Source organism: Microbacterium sp. NPDC056052 (assembly GCF_042266785.1).
In the GTDB taxonomy this organism is placed as follows: Bacteria; Actinomycetota; Actinomycetes; order Actinomycetales; family Microbacteriaceae; genus Microbacterium.
Map to the genome: position 1 here is coordinate 264,871 of NZ_JBHJWV010000003.1, position 17,329 is coordinate 282,199.

Annotated in this window: 14 protein-coding genes; 8 read left to right on the top strand and 6 right to left on the bottom strand. The window is 70.6% G+C overall.

Annotated features, from left to right (window positions below; genetic code table 11):
* The first annotated feature begins 77 nt into the window (after positions 1 to 77).
* Both dxr and ACFC1J_RS07810 read left to right on the top strand, forming a co-directional pair.
* Positions 78 to 1,163, top strand: coding sequence for a 1-deoxy-D-xylulose-5-phosphate reductoisomerase (gene dxr, locus ACFC1J_RS07805; protein ID WP_375904069.1), 1,086 nt, complete (start codon positions 78 to 80; stop codon positions 1,161 to 1,163).
* Positions 1,164 to 1,248: 85 nt separating this feature from the next.
* Entirely contained in the window at positions 1,249 to 2,580 is a 1,332-nt protein-coding gene (locus ACFC1J_RS07810; RefSeq protein WP_375904071.1) for an RIP metalloprotease, read from the top strand.
* A gap of 3 nt (positions 2,581 to 2,583) precedes the next feature.
* Here the strand turns inward: ACFC1J_RS07810 and ACFC1J_RS07815 are convergent, their stop codons facing one another.
* A complete protein-coding gene (locus ACFC1J_RS07815) occupies positions 2,584 to 4,488 on the bottom strand; it encodes a chorismate-binding protein (RefSeq protein ID WP_375904073.1) in 1,905 nt (634 codons plus the stop codon).
* A gap of 182 nt (positions 4,489 to 4,670) precedes the next feature.
* Between ACFC1J_RS07815 and ispG the strand changes: the two genes are divergently transcribed.
* The 4 genes from ispG (at position 4,671) to ACFC1J_RS07835 (ending at position 7,773) form a co-directional block, all read left to right on the top strand.
* Positions 4,671 to 5,822 (top strand): flavodoxin-dependent (E)-4-hydroxy-3-methylbut-2-enyl-diphosphate synthase, encoded by a 1,152-nt coding sequence (gene ispG, locus ACFC1J_RS07820; protein ID WP_375904075.1) that lies wholly within the window; start codon positions 4,671 to 4,673, stop codon positions 5,820 to 5,822.
* A gap of 73 nt (positions 5,823 to 5,895) precedes the next feature.
* A complete protein-coding gene (locus ACFC1J_RS07825; protein ID WP_375904077.1) occupies positions 5,896 to 6,222 on the top strand; it encodes a nuclear transport factor 2 family protein in 327 nt (108 codons plus the stop codon).
* 39 nt (positions 6,223 to 6,261) lie between these two features.
* Complete coding sequence (locus ACFC1J_RS07830; protein ID WP_375904079.1) at positions 6,262 to 7,122, top strand: hypothetical protein; 861 nt, start codon at positions 6,262 to 6,264, stop codon at positions 7,120 to 7,122.
* Positions 7,123 to 7,200: 78 nt separating this feature from the next.
* Positions 7,201 to 7,773, top strand: a complete 573-nt coding sequence (locus ACFC1J_RS07835; protein WP_375904081.1) for a nitroreductase family protein — start codon at positions 7,201 to 7,203, stop codon at positions 7,771 to 7,773.
* A 179-nt stretch (positions 7,774 to 7,952) separates the two neighbouring features.
* Here ACFC1J_RS07835 and ACFC1J_RS07840 read toward each other — a convergent pair whose 3' ends face one another.
* From ACFC1J_RS07840 to ACFC1J_RS07850, 3 genes are all read right to left on the bottom strand, one after another.
* Complete coding sequence (locus ACFC1J_RS07840; RefSeq protein WP_375904083.1) at positions 7,953 to 9,464, bottom strand: HNH endonuclease signature motif containing protein; 1,512 nt, start codon at positions 9,462 to 9,464, stop codon at positions 7,953 to 7,955.
* Between the two features lie 179 nt (positions 9,465 to 9,643).
* Positions 9,644 to 10,966, bottom strand: a complete 1,323-nt coding sequence (locus tag ACFC1J_RS07845; RefSeq protein ID WP_375904085.1) for an erythromycin esterase family protein — start codon at positions 10,964 to 10,966, stop codon at positions 9,644 to 9,646.
* Between the two features lie 16 nt (positions 10,967 to 10,982).
* Positions 10,983 to 12,401: an RNB domain-containing ribonuclease gene (locus ACFC1J_RS07850; RefSeq protein WP_375904087.1), complete on the bottom strand. Its 1,419-nt coding sequence runs from the start codon at positions 12,399 to 12,401 to the stop codon at positions 10,983 to 10,985.
* 53 nt (positions 12,402 to 12,454) lie between these two features.
* On the opposite strand from ACFC1J_RS07850, the gene ACFC1J_RS07855 reads away from it, so the two are divergent.
* Together ACFC1J_RS07855 and ACFC1J_RS07860 are read left to right on the top strand one after the other, a co-directional pair.
* On the top strand, positions 12,455 to 13,228 hold the full coding sequence (locus tag ACFC1J_RS07855) for an isocitrate lyase/phosphoenolpyruvate mutase family protein (protein ID WP_375904089.1): 774 nt from the start codon (positions 12,455 to 12,457) through the stop codon (positions 13,226 to 13,228).
* Between the two features lie 71 nt (positions 13,229 to 13,299).
* On the top strand, positions 13,300 to 15,057 hold the full coding sequence (locus ACFC1J_RS07860; protein ID WP_375904091.1) for a proline--tRNA ligase: 1,758 nt from the start codon (positions 13,300 to 13,302) through the stop codon (positions 15,055 to 15,057).
* Between the two features lie 75 nt (positions 15,058 to 15,132).
* On the opposite strand, the gene ACFC1J_RS07865 is transcribed toward ACFC1J_RS07860, so the two are convergent.
* On the bottom strand, positions 15,133 to 15,735 hold the full coding sequence (locus tag ACFC1J_RS07865) for a TetR family transcriptional regulator (RefSeq protein ID WP_375904093.1): 603 nt from the start codon (positions 15,733 to 15,735) through the stop codon (positions 15,133 to 15,135).
* Positions 15,736 to 15,786: 51 nt separating this feature from the next.
* A complete protein-coding gene (locus tag ACFC1J_RS07870) occupies positions 15,787 to 17,277 on the bottom strand; it encodes an APC family permease (RefSeq protein WP_375904095.1) in 1,491 nt (496 codons plus the stop codon).
* Between the last annotated feature and the right edge of the window lie 52 nt (positions 17,278 to 17,329).

Consider the following 17,329-nt stretch of genomic DNA (forward strand, 5'->3'; position numbering starts at 1 on the left):
GCCGACCGGGGGCCCGCCACGTTGCTGACGTGGTGGGCCCCCGGTGCGTCCAGGGGAACACGGCCTAGGCTGAGGCCATGCGTCGCGTCCTCATCCTCGGCTCCACCGGCTCCATCGGCACCCAGGCCCTCGACGTGATCAGGGCGAATCCGGATCGCTTCGAACTGGTCGGGCTCGCCGCGGGCACGCAGGGGGATCTGCTGGCGCAGCAGGCCGAGGAGTTCGGCGTGGACGACACGGCTCTCGGCGCCCTCGAGGCCGAGCAGCTCGTCCGCGACGTCGAGGCCGACGTGGTGCTCAACGCGATCACCGGGTCCATCGGGCTCGGGTCGACTCTCGCCGCGCTGAAGGCCGGCCGCACCCTGGCGCTGGCCAACAAGGAATCGCTGATCGTCGGCGGCGCCCTGGTCACCGCGCTTGCTGCGCCAGGGCAGATCGTGCCCGTCGATTCCGAGCACTCGGCGCTCGCACAGGCGCTGCGGTCCGGGACGAAGCAGGAGGTCCGCAGGCTCGTCGTGACCGCGTCCGGAGGGCCGTTCCGCGGCCGGTCCCGCGAGGAGATGGCCGCGGTCACCCCCGCGGAGGCGCTCGCGCACCCCACCTGGGATATGGGCCGCATGGTCACCACGAACTCGGCGACGCTCGTGAACAAGGGGCTCGAGGTCATCGAGGCGCACCTGTTGTTCGACGTGGACTACGAGCGGATCGAGGTCGTCGTGCATCCGCAGTCGATCGTCCACTCGATGGTGGAGTTCGTAGACGGATCCACGATCGCGCAGGCATCCCCGCCCGACATGCGCCTGCCCATCTCGCTGGGCCTGGACTGGCCGAATCGCGTGGGCGGCGTCGGACGACCGATCGACTGGACCAAGGCCGCGAGCTGGACCTTCGAACCCCTCGACAACGCGGCCTTCCCGTCCGTCGCCTTGGCGAAGCACGTCGGCCGGGCCGGGCGCACCTTCCCGGCCGTCTACAACGCTGCGAACGAACAGGCCGTGAACGCGTTCCACGAGGGGCGGCTGAGCTTCCTCGCGATCGTCGAGACGATCCAGCGCGTGGTCGACGCGCACGAGCCGCCCGACGAGCTCACGGTCGAGTCCCTGGCCGCCGCCGAGGCGTGGGCGCGGGCGACCGCTGACCGGATGATCGCCGCACAGGCGTGATCCACCGGACCGGATCCCCCGGATCCTGGCGAGTGCACAGGTCCGGCACGGCCGTTTCCTAGCCCGGCACCGGTAACGTGGCGGGGTGGAGATCCTGCTATACATCGGCGGCCTGCTGTTCGTGCTGGTCGGGCTCGGTGTCTCGATCGCCCTGCACGAGCTCGGGCACCTCGTTCCGGCCAAGCTTTTCGGCGTGCACGTCGGCCAGTACATGATCGGCTTCGGGCCGCGGCTGTTCTCGAAGAAGATCGGCGAGACCGAGTACGGCGTCAAGGCGCTGCCGATCGGCGGGTTCATCTCCATGTCCGGCATGTACCCGCCTTCGCCCGGCGATCAGGGCGACGACGGCGGGCAGAGCCGCTCGCGGGGCGCCTTCCACACCCTCATCCAGGACGCGAGGTCCGCGAACGACGACACCATCGATCCCGAGCGCGCGAGCCGCGTGTTCTACCTGCTGCCGGTGTGGAAAAGGGTCGTCGTCATGTTCGGCGGACCGTTCATGAACCTCGTCCTCGCGGTCGTCACGTTCACCGTGCTGCTGAGCGGCATCGGACTGCAGCAGGGCACGACCACGATCGCCTCGGTCTCGGAGTGCGTGCTGCCGGCCGGATCGACGCAGACCTCGTGCTCCGCATCGGATCCGGTGGCTCCCGCCGCGCAGGCCGGGGTCAAGCCGGGGGACAGGATCGTGTCGGTCGACGGGAAGGACGTCAGCACCTTCGCCGAGGCCAGCGCGATCATCCAGGCCTCGCCCGGCAAGACCATCCCGCTCGTCGTCGAGCGCGACGGATCCCGGCTCACGCTGCCGCTGACCCCGGTCGCCGCCCAGCGACAGGAGGCGGACGGCAACGGGCGCGCGGTCGTCGACGACAAGGGCAACGCGGTGATGCACACCGTCGGCTACGCGGGAGTCGGCGCGCAGCTCGCCTACGTGCAGCAGCCGCTGTCCGCGGGCTTCGAGCAGGCGATGGCGAACACCGGATCCGTCGTGCAGCTCATCGGCAACCTGCCGGTGCGGTTGTGGGACGTGGGCGTCTCCCTGGTCACCGGCACTCCGCGCGACCCCAACGGTCCGCTCAGCGTGATCGGGGTGGGCCGCATCGCCGGCGAGGTGGCCGCGGCCGACGCCCCTCTGCTGAACCGCTTCGCCGTGCTGCTGAGTCTCATGGGCTCGCTGAACATCGCGCTGTTCGTGTTCAATCTGATCCCGCTGCTGCCTTTGGACGGCGGGCACATCGTGGTCGCGCTGTGGGACGGACTGAAGCGAGCGTGGGCGAAGCTGTTCCAGCGCCCGAAGCCCCAGCCGGTCGATGCCACCCGGCTCGTGCCGCTGACGATCGTCGTGGCGGCGCTGCTGGTCGGCATGGGCGGGCTGCTGCTCGTCGCCGACCTGTTCAACCCGGTGACGATCGGCTGAGCCTCAGCGCGCCTGCAGGGCGTGCCCGACCAGGCGCTCCAGGGTCGTCATGCCGTCGCGGGACAGGATCGACTCCAGGTGGCCCTGCACCGAGGCGAACGCCGGGCCGCGCAGCGCGTAGACGTCGCCCGAGACCGGATCGGCGGACACCTCGGCGACCCCGGCTTCCGTCGTGCCGGGCGCGACGCGCGCCGTGAACGTGTTGTAGAAGCCGATCGAGGCGTCCTCGCCGAACACCGGTACCGCCTTCTGCAGACCCTGATGCGGGCCGGCGAGCGGAGCCAGCTCGATCCCGAGCGAGTCCGCGAGGATCTGATGGCTGAGGCACACGGCGAGCAGCGGGCGCGCGCTCTCTCGACGGCGCGCCACGAGAGCACGCATCCGGGCGATGCGGGGGGAGGAGTCGTCGCTGGGGTCGCCCGGGCCTGGACCCGCAATGAGTAGGTCCGCGGCGTCGATCTCGGCGTCGTCGGCCTCCGCCCACGGCTGGATCCGCACCTCGAGTCCGAGATGGCGCAGCTGATGCGCGAGCATGGTGGTGAAGCGATCCTCCGCGTCCACGACCACGGCCGTGCGCCCCGCGAAGGGCGCGGTGGCCGACGCCTCGGTGCCGCCGTCCTGCGGGTTGATCCAGAACTCGGCGAGGCGGGCGTTGCGGGAGGCGAGCAGGGCCTGGATCGCGGGATCGTCGGCCGGGGTCGCGCCCGATCCGGGCGCATCGGCATCCTCGCGGGCTTCGGCGGCGGTGTCGCGCGCGACCGCGCCGATCGCGCCCAGCACGCCCGCGGCCTTGCCGTGGGTCTCGCCGACCTCGCCGGCCGGATCGGAATGGCGCACGAGCGTGGCGCCGACCGGGACGCTGACCTCGCCGTCCTTGAGGTACACGGTGCGGATGAGGATCGGCGCGTCCAGATCGTGCCCGCCGGCGTCGTTCGGCGTGAACAGCGCCGCCACGCCGGAGTAGTAGCCACGGGGCTTGCGCTCGTGCCGGCGGATGACCGTGCACGCGTTCTGCATCGGGGAGCCGGTCACGGTCGGTGCGAACATGGTCTCGCGCAGGATGTCGCGCGGATCCAGCCGGCTTGTGCCGCGCAGCATGTACTCGGTGTGCGTGAGCCGCGACATCTGCTTGAGGTGCGGGCCGGTGATCCGCCCGCCGTCGGAGCAGACCGCGCTCATCATCTTGAGCTCCTCGTCGACCACCATGAACAGCTCCTCGGTCTCCTTCGTCGAGGAGAGGAACTCGCCCAGCGCCGCCGTGGTCGAGCCGCCCGCGGGATGACGGAACGTGCCGGAGATGGGGTTCATGGTCACGACGCCGCCCTGGGCGACGACGTGCGCCTCGGGGCTCGCGCCGACCGCGACCACTCCGGGCGTGACCACCGCGAACGTCCAGTACGCGCCGCGCTCGTGCTCCAGCAGTGCGCGGAACCAGGTGAGCGCCGCCGTGCGCTCCGCGTCGGGGACCGTCGTGTCGATGCGGGCGGTGTAGTCGCGGCGGATCACGAAATTCGCCCCCTCGCCGCGCCCGATCTCGTCGGCGATCACGCGCTCGACGATCGTGGCGTACTCCTCGTCGCTGAGGTCGAAGCCTCCGTCCTGCAGCGGGATCGGGTCGGCGGGCAGCGCCGCGCGCACCTCGTCCGCGGGCAGGTGCAGGTGCTCGTCCACGATCAGGCAGCGCAGCGGGGCGCCGTCGTCCTGGGCCTCGAAGCCGCGCTCGCGCACCTGGCGATAGGGGACGAGCGAGAACACCTCGCGGCGTTCGTCGCCGGTGCCCAGAGGGATGTCGGCGAGGTTCGTCACGTCGACGATCTCGCCGGTGAGCAGCTCGACGCTGTCCGAGCCTTCGCGGGCGAGCAGGACGAACGACGAGTCGAGGGCGTGGATCCGGTCGGCGGTGGTCATTGAGGGTGCTCCTGAAAAAGGGATCCGACGCGGCAGAAACGACAAGACCGCCCCGGAAGGCGGTCTGGATCGTGGGTCGCGAACTCTCCGCCTAACGGGCGGGCCACCAAGAGCGGTTCACGGACATGCGCCGAAACTACCACACGGATCTTGTCCAGCTGCGCACGGGTACCCTGGATGACGTGCCAGCTGTGAACCTGGGGATGCCCCGGATCCCCGATGTCCTCGCCCCGCGACGCAAGAGCCGCCAGATCAAGGTCGGCAAGGTGCTCGTCGGCGGCGGTGCTCCCGTCAGCGTGCAGTCGATGACGACCACGAAGACCACCGACATCAACGGGACGCTGCAGCAGATCGCCGAGCTCACGGCCTCTGGCTGCGAGATCGTGCGCGTGGCGGTGCCGTCCCAGGACGATGCCGACGTGCTGCACATCATCGCGAAGAAGAGCCAGATCCCGGTCATCGCGGATATCCACTTCCAGCCGAAGTACGTCTTCCAGGCGATCGACGCCGGCTGCGCCGCGGTGCGCGTGAACCCGGGCAACATCCGCAAGTTCGACGATCAGGTCGGCGCGATCGCGAGGGCCGCGAAGGATGCGGGCGTCTCGCTGCGCATCGGCGTGAACGCGGGCTCGCTCGACCCGCGTCTGCTCGAGAAGTACGGCAAGGCCACCCCCGAGGCGCTCGCCGAGAGCGCGCGCTGGGAGGCCTCCCTGTTCGAGGAGCACGACTTCCACGACTTCAAGATCTCGGTCAAGCACAACGACCCCGTCGTGATGGTGAAGGCCTACCGGCTGCTCGCCGCGATGGGGGACTGGCCTCTGCACCTCGGCGTGACCGAGGCGGGCCCCGCGTTCCAGGGCACGATCAAGTCGGCGACCGCCTTCGGGATCCTGCTCGGAGAGGGCATCGGCGACACGATCCGCGTCTCGCTGTCCGCGCCTCCCGCCGAGGAGGTCAAGGTCGGCCACCAGATCCTGCAGTCGCTGAACCTGCGCGAGCGCAAGCTCGAGATCGTGTCCTGCCCGTCCTGCGGGCGGGCGCAGGTCGACGTCTACACGCTTGCCGAGAACGTCACCGAGGGACTCAAGGACATGACCGTGCCGCTGCGCGTGGCCGTCATGGGGTGCGTCGTGAACGGTCCGGGCGAGGCCCGCGAGGCCGACCTCGGCGTCGCCTCCGGCAACGGCAAGGGACAGATCTTCGTCAAGGGCGAGGTCATCAAGACCGTGCCGGAGGAGGACATCGTCGCGACCCTCATCGAGGAGGCGAACCGCATCGCCGACGAGATGGGGCCGAACGCGCCGCTCGGCACCGCGCAGGTCGTCACCCGCTGAGAGACGTCCCGTGGCGGGAGACCTCTGCACAGGCTCGTGTGACAGAGTGAGACCTTTCTGAGGAGGAGGAATCATGAGCGAACTTCCCGCTGCCGTGCAGCGCATGGTCGACGCCATCAACGATGCCGACACCGAGGCGTTCGTTGCCGCCTTCACTCCGGACGGCTTCGTCAGCGACTGGGGCACCGTCAAGGCGGGCCCTGAGGGCGTGCGCGCCTGGGCCGGGTCCGACGCGATCGGCGCCGGTGCCCGGATGACGGTCCTGTCCGCGGACACCGACGGCGACACGACCCGCATCCGCTTCGGCTGGCGCAGCAGCGTCTTCAACGGCGAGTCGGACGGGATCTTCGTGATCTCCGGCGATCGCCTGGCGAGCTTCACCATCCCGCCGTCGCACTGACGTCGGCGGCCTTCCCCCGTCACCTTGTCTGGAGTCTTCGTGCCGCACAGCACCGTCGTCACCTTCCCCTCGGGGTCCCTCGTCGAGTCCGCACGCGTCGTGGGCGTGCACCCGGTGGAGGGCGGCGCGGTCGTCGTGCTGGATCGCACCCCGTTCCACCCCGTCGACCACACCTGGCCGGATCAGCCGGGTGACTGGGGTGCGCTGCGAGTGGACGACGTCGAGGTCGCGGTGACCGAAGCCGTCATGGCGGCGGTGAGCGACGAGGGCGAGGTCGCGGTCGGTGCGGACATCCCGGTCAAACGCGGTGCGGAGGGCTGGACATGGCTCGTCGGGCACCGGGTCGAGGCCGTTCCCGCGGCGCTCGCCGCGGGCGCCGCGGCTGAGGCCACCGTCGACGCGGAGCGCCGTGCGGGGCTGAGTCGCGGGCACACCGCCTGTCATCTCGCCTCTCTGGCCCTGGACCTCGCGGTCGCGGATCTGTGGCGCAAGGATCCCGGATCCGATGCGCTCGGCAATCCCGATTTCGAGGGCCGCGCGAACCAGACGAGCTTCATCGGCGAGAACGGCTCGGTCGACGAGTACCGGCTCGGCAAGAGCCTGCGCAAGGCCGGTTTCGACACCGAGGGATTCGCCGCGTCCCTGACGGAACGCGAGGAGCGCATCAACGCGCAGCTCGCAGCCTGGGTCGCGTCCGCCGCGGCGAGCCGGATCGAGGTCGACGGCGAGACGATCGTGGACCGCCGCCGCTGGATGTGCGGGCTGCCCGAGGGGACGGCGTCGATCCTCTGCGGCGGCACGCATGTGTCGTCGCTCGCGGAGTTCGCGTCGATCAGGGTGTCGCTGGATCTGACGGATCCGCAGCTGCTCGTCATGACCACCTCTGCTGTGCCGGCGTAACTCGAGGCGCACCGGTAGCCAGGACGCCGGCGGGGGCGGTGTGCGCCTGCGGACGGCGACCCGCGCCAGACTGGGTACATGACGATCTGCGAGGTCCCGACTGTTCCCGGCGTGCACCCGGCGCTGGCCGGGAGATTCAGTCCCGTGGGTTTCGACCCGGAGTTCGAGGTCAGCGCCGCGCACGTCGATTCGCTGCTGGACGCGGCACGCATGGCGCCGTCCGCGGGGAACGGTCAGCCCTGGATGTTCGTCGTCGCCCGTCGGGGCGACGAGGTCCACCGGCGGCTCGTTCCGCATCTCGCGCGGAGCTCGTCGATGTGGGCGCCCGATGCCTCGCTGCTGGTCGTGAATTGCGCACATGTGCGGGTCGAGGGCACCGTGGACTGGGAGTACTCGGAGTTCGCCCACTACGACCTCGGCCAGGCCGTCGCGCACATGACGGTCCAGGGCCTTCATCTCGGGCTCGACGCGCACCAGTTCCGTGCGTTCGATCGCGACGCGCTCACGGCCGAGTTCCAGATCCCGCCCCATTGGGAGGTCACCACCATGACGGCGTTCGGCCGCGCCACCCACGCCCCCGGGGAGGTCTCCTCCGCAGGCACGAGCCGTGAGCGGGCCGGTCGCGAGGAGATCACCTGGGCCCGGGACTGATCACGTGGGCCTGATCACGCGGGCCTGATCACGCGGGCCCGGGACTGATCACCTGGGCCTGATCACGCGGGCCCGGGGCTGATCACACACGGCCCCGGTGGCAACCCGCCGGAGGATCTCGATTCGGGCCCTTCCTCGGGAGTTGTCTGCGTCGTCTGCGTCGCCGGCTGTGCCTCCCGTCATGCCGCCACCCCGAATCGCTTCCGCCATGGTTCGACTCCGGTCCAGGCGTATCGGAGGGCAGGTCTGGGTGGGAGCGCGAAGGTCTGCCCGCGAGGGTGATGGAGGAGGAAGTCCTCCTTCTCGTGGCGGGTGATCCGCCAGCCGCCGTGGTGCAGCTGCATGTGATGGAACCGGCACAGCAGAATGCCGCGGTCGATGTCGGTGCGACCGTCGTCGCGGACCCACTCGTCGATGTGATGCGCCTCGCCGAAGGACGCCGGACGGTCGCAGCCGGTCCATCGGCATCCGCCGTCCCGGACGGCGAGCGCCACACGCTGCTTGGGTGTGAAGAGGCGATGCTCCCGGCCGACGTCGAGCGGGTTCCCCCGGGCATCGACCTCGACCGTGACGGCGCCGGCCTCGCATTTCTGCTGCTCGGCGACTGCGGCGGGGAAGGAGTGCAGGTGATCCTCCGTGTGTGCGATCGGATCCGCGATGCCGTCGCCGTTCACGATCTGGACGACGCGGACTCCCGCCCGTCGTGCGCCGAACACGGCCGGGACGTCGGCGAGAGCCCCTGTGCGGAGCAGGTCGAGGAACAGGTCGTAGGTGAGCTGGTCGTTCGTGCGAGGGTCATCGGTCAGCGCCTGCGCGCGGGCCTTCTCCTCGGCATCGACGAAGCGAGGACCGCCGGTCCGCGGGCGCATGGCGTTGGAGATGATGGTGGTCGCCCAGGCGAATCCCTCATCGTCGAAGTCGATCGCGCCCCGTTTGTGACCGTCGGCAGTGGTCCAGACGCGGAACGAGCGGCGCGTGTACCGGTCCTGGAACCGTCGGGCCGCGCCGTCGGGGTCGAGCCGGTCGCGGATCGAGCGAGCCGCAGAGCCCAGCATCTCAGGAGTGTCGTGCACCGCCGCGCCGATGAGCTGATCAGCGGCGACCTCCCACAACTCGCGCATGAGCGCGTCGTGCTGCGTCTCGTCGTGCCCGTCCGTCTTCTCATCGACGAAGGGCGGATCTGCGAGCCCCTGGCGGATGGCGTCGTGCTGCGCCGAAGTGATCCGCCCATCGAGCAGAGCCCGATCGAGTCCGGCGTGCCAGGGGGCGGCCGGATTCTCCGCGCGAGTCGATTCGTCGCCCGAAGACGGGTCGCCGGCCGCGAGGTCTGAGTGAACCGTCGTGGCCGCCGAGGCGAGGAGCGATTCGCCGATGCGCACCTGCCGGCTGGCCTCGGCCTTCGTCAACCCCGTGATCTCCTGCACGAGCGAAGCGGCATTCCTGTGCCCGCGGGACTGCGCGAGCCCGGCCTGCCCGGCTTCGCGGGATGAACGGGCCGCGATGACACCGGTGGCCGCCGCTCGGATCCTCTCTCCGCCCTGGATCAGCGCCGTCGCCGCCGTGATCGCATCGACCGCCTGCGCGTCGTCGAGTCCCTCGATGAGGGCGACGAGGCCGGTCGGTTCGAGAGCGTCACCGAGCAGCGCGCGCAGGGTCAGAACCTGTGCGTCGATGTCGGTGAAAAGTTCCATGCTCTATTCTCTCGGACACCACCGACATTCAGAGAGATGATCCAGGATCGGGGGAGAACTTCGAGCGAGTGAGATCTGTGCGGATCGAAACCCGTCGTTCACCACATCGCGCGCAGAACGCGCTCGGTGTCTGCGGGGACGCCGATCTCGGATGGGATCTGATCCACCATCGGCAACCCTCAGCGCCGATCCAGCCCCCGGTCGTCGATCCAGGTCCGCCAGGGGGTCACCGACCGGATGAAGGCCACCGCGTCGAACGCGTCGCGCGCGCGGCCCGGCTGGACCACGTCGCCGTTGTGCCACCCGGTCGTGGCGTCGAGCGCGATGGCCGCCGCATCCGGGGCGGTGCGCAGGTCGATGACGGCATCGTCGATGCCTGAACGCTCGAGCGCCGCGTCCAGGCTGGACGGATCGAGAGATGCGAGCGGCGCGACGAAGGGGCGGGAGTGCCCCGGCAGATCCGCAGGATCGGGGCGGTGCAGCCATTGCTCACCGCCGCCGAACGTCGTCCCGATCACCACGAGGTCGTCGCCGAGCCGATCGGCCAGGTGCCCGCCCATGGTTGTCATCGGATCCGGGACGAACGGGGGAGCGGAGAACGGGGTGCGCTGCACATGCCCGTTGGCCGCCGCGACCACGATGCGGGGCTCCCGCTGCAGGACCCATTCCACCGTCTCGGCCATCCACGCGTCGCGGATGTTCGCGGCGGGCCAGGTGCGGGTGGGTCCCGCGGTCATCGCCTGCAGGAAGGCGTCGGCCGCGCGGGCGCTCTCGGCGGCGCGGATCGCGACGTCGACCCGCTGCTGCGCCACGGCGCCGTCGCCGAGCGCCGCGATCTGCTCGCGCCGCCGTGCGCCGATGCGTGCGGCGAGATCGGCGATGCCGACCGTGATGACTGCGCGGTCAGGCGCAGGCAGCGCCAGATACGCGCGGATCGACGGCGCCGCCTGCGCCAGCCCTGTCCGGTCCTCGGGGAGATACCCGAACAGCGGCAGCAGCGTCTCGCGGATGTGCGCGGCGTAATGCGGATCGGCCTCGTCGAGCACGTCGAGCGCGGCGAGGATCCCCGGCAGCGCGCTCGCCGAGGAGTCGGGCAGATCCATCCCGTACCAGCGCGGGGCGGAGTGCCCCATCGCGGTGCGCTCGCGCATCCAGGTGAGCTGGTCGAGCATCTCCTGGCAGGCGCCGAACCGGTAGGAGACCCCGTCGCGCAGGGTGTCCCGCAGGCCGCCGCGTCCGGTGCGGATCCACTCGTCGACGCGCGTCCCCTCCGGCAGTCCGCTCTCCGTCACCAGGGCCGTGAAGCCGGCACGGCGATGCAGGAACCGGAAGACGCGGTGGCGCAGGGCGAAGAACTCGTGCACGCGGTGCATCGACTCGCCGATCGCGACGACGCGCGCGTCGCCGACGATGCCGAGAAGCGGCTCGAGGTCCGTGTCGTCGTCGTCATCCGGATCGAGCGTGCGCAGACGGTGCGCGTGGCTGCGGAGCCACGCAGTCACGACGTCCGCGGAGCCCTCAGACGACGGCAAAGCTCGCCTGTCCCTTCGCGACGTCGACGGAGTTCAGCACCACCGGGATGGTCGCGCCCGTGACCGCCGAGTCCGGCAGCGCCATCGACGCGGTCACGGGCGGATCCGCGATCTGCACGGTGCCGCGCTCGCCGTTGCGCCGGATCACGACGGCGGCGAAGGTCTCGCCGACGTGCGGCGCCAGCACCGCGGCCTCCACGAGATCGAGCGTGCGCGAGTTCAGCGTGGACGATCGCTGCGCCGACGCGCGCATCAGATCGGGAATCCGGTCCATGCTCTCGCGCACCCACGCGGGGATCTCCTCGCCACGGCTCACCGCGAGCGAGATCGCGAGGGACCAGCGGTCGACGAGACGACGCAGCGGCGCGGTGGCGTGCGCATAGGGCGCGGCGATCGCGGCCTGCGTCGCCTGCGCGGGGACCTCGCCGTCGAACGCCACGTACCCCGCGCCGCGGAACAGTGCGGACGCCGCTTCCAGGATCGGCAGGGTTCGCGCGTCGTCCCGGTCGAGGCCGCGCAGGTAGTCGCCGTAGCGGCCGGCCGTCCACGGCACGCCGAGCGCCTCGGTCTGCCGGCGGAAGGTATCGAACGCGGCGTCGTCGGGCTGCGGCATGATCCGCAAGATGCCGGCCTTCGCCTGCAGCATGAGCTGCGCTGCCGCCATGCCGGTCATGAGCGAGAGCTGCGCGTTCCAGTCCTCGATCGGCAGCGGCGTGCGGCGCTCGATCGCGTAGCTGCCGTCGTCCTTGCGCACGACCTCGTCGTCCGGCAGATTCAGGCTCGCGCCTCCCCGCTGCGCCTCCTGTTCCAGACGCAGGCGCCCGACCTCCGGGAGGAGCGCGGCCGGGGTGTCCCTGCCGGCGTCGAGATCCGCCTGGGTCGTGACGTAGTCCAGTTTCGCGCGGGAGCGGATCAGCGCGCGTTCCAGACGAGTGCCGGTCACCGCTCCGGCCGCGTCCAGGGTGAAGGTCCACACGAGTGCGGGTCGGTCCCGATCCGGCAGCAGCGAGGCGCGATCCTCGCTCAGCACGGGCGGATGCAGCGGGATCGTGCCGTCCGCCGCGTACAGGGTCTCGCCGCGGGCGCGGGCCGCCTCGTCGAGCGCGCCGCCCGGCGTCACGAACGACGGGACGTCCGCGATCGCATAGCGGACGGTGTAGCCGGATCCGGCCCGCTCGATCTGGAAGGCCTGATCGAGATCCATGGATCCGGCCGGGTCCAACGTGGCGAACGCGATGTCGCGCAGGTCCAGCTCGGGCGCCGGAGCGGTGGCGGAGGCGGCCTCCGCGAGGGCCTCGGGCGGGAATCCGGTCGGCGCATCGATCTCGGTGCGCATCGCCGCGAGCGCGGTGGCGAGCTCGCTCTGTGCGGCGGACGGGGCGACGTGCGATCGGCGCTGCGGCATGGGTTCAGCCTAGGCCGCCCTCCGCGTCCGAGCCGGGTATTAGCGTTGTGTCCATGACCACCTCCGCCGACAAGGCCCGCACCCTCGCCGCGCTGTACGCGGCCCCCGAGATCCTCCGCGTCGTGAACGTGTGGGACGTCGTCTCCGCCCAGGCGATCGCCGCCCTGCCCGAGACCACGGCCATCGCCACCGCGGGCCACGCCATCGCCTCGTCCTTCGGGTACGCCGACGGCGCGATCCCGCGCGAGCTCATGCTCGACATGGCCGGTCGCATCGCCGCCGCGGTCGAGCTGCCGGTGACCGCCGACCTCGACGACGGCTACGGCGACCCGGGGGAGACCGTGCGCCTCGCGATCGGAGCCGGCATCGTCGGCGCGAACGTCGAGGACCGGCTGCGCCCCCTCGCCCAGGCGGCCGCCGATGTCGAGGCGATGATCCGTGCGGGCGAGGCCGAGGGCGTCCCCTTCGTGCTGAACGCGCGCACCGACGCGTTCGTCCGGGGCGGCGGTCGCCCCGTCGCGGAGTCCCTGGCCGACGCGATCGAGCGCGGGCGGGCCTTCCTGGACGCCGGCGCCACCTGCGTGTTCGTGCCGGGCATCCTCGACGCCGACACCACCCGCGCCCTCGTCGACGGGATCGGGCACGGCAAGGTCAGCGTGATCGGCCTGCCGGGTGCGCTCACCTCGACCGAGTACGAGGCGCTCGGCGCCGCCCGCATCTCCTTCGGCCCGCTGCCGCAGCGCGTCGCGCTCACCGCGCTGCAGGACAACGCGGCGGAGATCTACCGCGGCGGCGTCATCCCGGCGACCACGCGCGCGCTGAACTGATCCGTTCCGACCGATCGCCCCGCCTCTGCAACCCGCACAGGCGGGGCGATCGTCGTCAGTAGACTTGCGTGGTGGTCACACGTCTCTCGAACTTCTTCCTCCGCACGCTCCGCGAAGACCCGGCCGGCGCCGAGGTCGCGAGCCACAAGCTGCTGATCCGCGCCGGATACATCCGACCGCAGGCGTCGGGCATCTTCGCCTGGCTCCCACTGGGCCTGCGCGTCAAGGCGCGCATCGAGAAGGTCGTCCGCGAGGAGATGGCCGCCGCAGGCGCCCAGGAGGTGCACTTCCCGGCGCTCATGCCGCGTGAGGCATACGAGGCGTCCGGTCGCTGGGAGGAATACGGCGACCTGCTGTTCCGCCTCCAGGACCGCAAGGGCGGTGACTACCTGCTCGCGCCCACGCACGAGGAGGCGTTCACGCTGCTCGTGAAGGACCTGTACTCGTCGTACAAGGATCTGCCGCTGACGATCTACCAGATCCAGGACAAGTACCGCGACGAGGCCCGGCCCCGCGCCGGCCTCCTGCGCGGCCGCGAGTTCACCATGAAGGACGCCTACTCCTTCGACGCCAGCGATGCCGGCCTCGACGTCAGCTACCAGGCGCAGCGCGACGCCTACGAGCGCATCTTCCAGCGCCTCGGCCTGGAGTACGTCATCGTGCAGGCCGACGCCGGCGCCATGGGCGGATCCCGCAGCGAGGAGTTCCTGCACCCGACCCCCGTCGGCGAGGACACCTTCGTGCGCTCCGAGGGTGGCTACGCGGCCAACGTCGAGGCGTATACGACCGCGATCCCCGCAGCTCTCCCGTTCGACGCGGACGGCGCCCCCGTGATCTTCGACTCGCCGAACACGCCCACGATCGAGACGCTCGTGTCGCACGTGAACGCGAACCTCGAGGGCGAGTTCACGGCGGCCGACACCCTGAAGAACGTCGTGCTCGCGCTCACGCATCTCGACGGCTCCCGCGAGCTCGTCGTCGTCGGCATCCCCGGCGACCGCGAGGTCGACGAGAAGCGCGCGGAGGTGGCCTTCGCCCCGGCCGAGGTCGAGGCCGCGACCCCCGACGACTTCGAGAAGCACCCGCTGCTGGTCAAGGGCTACATCGGCCCGTGGTCGCCCACGGGCGCGATCCTCGGCGACGAGTCCGCGACCGGAATCAGGTACCTGCTCGACCCCCGCGTCGTCGAGGGCACGAGCTGGATCACCGGCGCGAACATCGACCAGAAGCATGCGCACTCCGTGATCGCGGGCCGTGACTTCTCCGCCGACGGCATCGTGGAGATCGCCAACGTGCGCGAGGGCGATCCCGCGCCCGACGGATCCGGTCCCGTGCATCTCGCGCGCGGCATGGAGATCGGCCACGTCTTCCAGCTCGGTCGCAAGTACGCCGACGCGCTCGGGCTCAAGGTGCTCGACGAGAACGGCAAGCTCGTGACCGTCACGATGGGCTCCTACGGCATCGGCGTGACTCGCATCCTCGCGATCATCGCCGAGCTCAACAACGACGAGAAGGGGCTCATCTGGCCGGCCTCCGTCGCGCCGTTCGACGTGCATGTCGTGGCGGCCGGCCGCGACCAGGTCGCGTTCGACGTGGCTGCGGACGCCGCCGCCCGGCTCGAGGCCGCGGGCCTCGACGTGCTCTACGACGACCGTCCCAAGGTCTCGCCCGGGGTCAAGTTCGGCGACGCCGAGCTCGTGGGCGTGCCGCGCGTGCTCGTGGTGGGCCGCGGCGCCGCCGACGGCCAGGTCGAGCTGTGGGACCGTCGCAGCGGAGAGCGCGACACGCTTTCCCTCGCGGAGGCCCTGCAGGCGCTCACCGTGCGCTGACCGCCGCCTCGCCCTGCATGGAGGAAGGCCCCGGGGATCCGAATCGGATCCCGGGGCCTTCCTCCTGCGCGAGGGTCACTCCGCGGTGATCTCGCAGCCCAGCGCGAGTGACGCGTAGGAGAGGATGTTCGCGCGATAGGTGCTTGCGCCGTGCTCGAGGCCGATCAGCGGGTACAGGTCGTAGGCGTCCTCGAGCGCGACGATGTTGCGCGCGATCACGGTGAGCTCCGCCGCGGGATGGAAGACGCCGAGCGCCGCCCCGATCTCGATCGTGGATCGGTAGAGGCCCACCTGGCGCTCCACGATCGAGCGATGCAGCGGACGGTACTGGGGCTGCTCGCGCAGCAGCGGGATGCTCTCGTACGCCATGCGCAGATGGTCGCTGATCTCATCGGGCACGCCCGCCTCGACCAGCTTCGCGAGCCGACGGATCGGCTCCGGCTCCTGCTCCGCGATCACCCTGCGGTGCTCGTACATCTCCTCCAGCACGCCCTCGACGGTCGCGTACATGAGGTCGTCGAAGCTGGGGAAGTAGTAGAGCACGCTGCCGGCGCTCACCGACGCCTCAGCCGCGACCGCGCGCACGTTCGTGGCGTTCAGTCCGCTCCGGCCGGCGACGCGGCGGGTGGCCGAGATGAGCTCGGCACGGCGTGCGCTGTGCTTGTGCGGTGCCGGCACGGCGACCCCTTCCTGCGGGCTGTCGGAGCCGCGGCGTCCGGATCCCGGCGCTCAGCCCTCGTCGTCCACGAGCACCGTGGTCAGCTCAGCATAGTGCCGGGGATTGCGCGCCTTGAGCACGAAGCCGATCACGATCCCGGCCAGGAACAGGACGGGGGTCGCCGCCAGCAGGGCGATGTTGATCGGGCCCTCGATGCCGGAGACGAGGCTGAAGTTCGCCGCGATGAGGATCCATCCCGCGATCAGGCCGATCGCGCCGAGCGCCGGCGCGACGATCACGCGCCAGGCGCTGTGCCCTCGGCGATCGCGCAGGAAGAAGCCGACGACGGCGATCGCCGCGACCGCCTGCGCGAACACGAGGCCCGCGACGCCCACCGAATACACCGGCAGGGCGAAACCGAGGAACGGATCCGCTCCCGAGGCGAGCGTGATCACGATCGCGGCGAGCGAGATGATGCTCATCACGAGACTCGCGTGGTGCGGCGCCTGGGTCTTGATCTGCGTGCGGGCGAGCCAGGCGGGGAGCAACCGCTCGCGGCCGATCGAGAACAGGTAGCGGGTGCAGGCGTTGTGGAATGCGAGCAGGCAGGCGAAGAAGCTCGTGACGATGAGGATGCGCATCGTGATCGACGCCCAGAGACCCAGGTACTGCTCGCCGGCGTTGAACACCATGTCCTGGAAGGTGTCCTCCTGCGCGAGCTTGAGCACGCCCTCCACGCCGAAGGCGACCGTGAGGATCCAGAACGTGAAGGCGTAGAAGACCCCGAGGAATGCGATCGCGATATAGGTCGCCATCGGCACCGTGCGGGTGGGGCGGATCGCCTCCTCGGTGTAGATCGCCGTGCTCTCGAAGCCGAGGTAGGCGCCGAAGCCGAAGACGAACAGCGCCCCGCTGCCCGCGGCGAAGAACACGTTCTGCGGCGCGAACGCGGCGAATGAGATCGGCTCAGGACCGCCCTGCGCGAGCACGCCGATTGCGAGGACCAGCAGGATCGCGACCTCGGCGGTGAGCAGGACGGCGAGCACCTTCGCGCCCACGTCGATCTTGCGATAGCCGAGGATGCCGACCGCGAGGAGGGCGAGGAGGGCGTAGACCGTCCACGGCAGCTCGATCCCGAACAGGGCGGAGAACGTCATCTCGCCGAAGAAACCGACGAAACCGTAGAAGCAGATGCAGAGTGCGGCGTAGGAGAAGATCGTGACGAAGACGATCCCGATCCCGATCGGCTTTCCGAGCCCCTTCGCGCCGTAGATGTAGAACGCCCCGGCGTTGCGCACGTAGCGCGACATCGCGGTGAAACCCACCGCGAACAGCATCAGCACGATGCCCGAGGCGAGCATGGCGCCGGGGCCGCCGATCCCGGCGAGGCGGAAGTCGGTGGGGGCGGCGCTGACGACGACGGTGAGGGGCGCCGCGGCGGAGATCACGAAGAAGACGATCGCCCAGACCCCCAGTCGGCGGCGGGCGAGAGTGGTGCCGCCGGTCAGGGCGGCGTCCGCCGGAGTGGCGACCGCGGAATCGGCGGGGGTGGGTCGTGGCATCATCGGCTCCTGGTTCGATCCGCCGCAGCTTCGGGACAACTACGGCGCTTGA

Excerpts from the sequence above, each read along its gene's own strand:
- ACFC1J_RS07815 (WP_375904073.1), bottom strand. The coding sequence starts at position 4,488 with ATGACCACCGCCGACCGGATCCACGCCCTCGACTCGTCGTTCGTCCTG.
- ACFC1J_RS07850 (WP_375904087.1), bottom strand. The coding sequence starts at position 12,401 with ATGCCGCAGCGCCGATCGCACGTCGCCCCGTCCGCCGCACAGAGCGAG.
- ACFC1J_RS07840 (WP_375904083.1), bottom strand. The coding sequence starts at position 9,464 with ATGGAACTTTTCACCGACATCGACGCACAGGTTCTGACCCTGCGCGCG.
- ACFC1J_RS07855 (WP_375904089.1), top strand. The coding sequence starts at position 12,455 with ATGACCACCTCCGCCGACAAGGCCCGCACCCTCGCCGCGCTGTACGCG.
- ACFC1J_RS07825 (WP_375904077.1), top strand. The coding sequence starts at position 5,896 with ATGAGCGAACTTCCCGCTGCCGTGCAGCGCATGGTCGACGCCATCAAC.
- ACFC1J_RS07870 (WP_375904095.1), bottom strand. The coding sequence starts at position 17,277 with ATGCCACGACCCACCCCCGCCGATTCCGCGGTCGCCACTCCGGCGGAC.
- dxr (WP_375904069.1), top strand. The coding sequence starts at position 78 with ATGCGTCGCGTCCTCATCCTCGGCTCCACCGGCTCCATCGGCACCCAG.
- ACFC1J_RS07835 (WP_375904081.1), top strand. The coding sequence starts at position 7,201 with ATGACGATCTGCGAGGTCCCGACTGTTCCCGGCGTGCACCCGGCGCTG.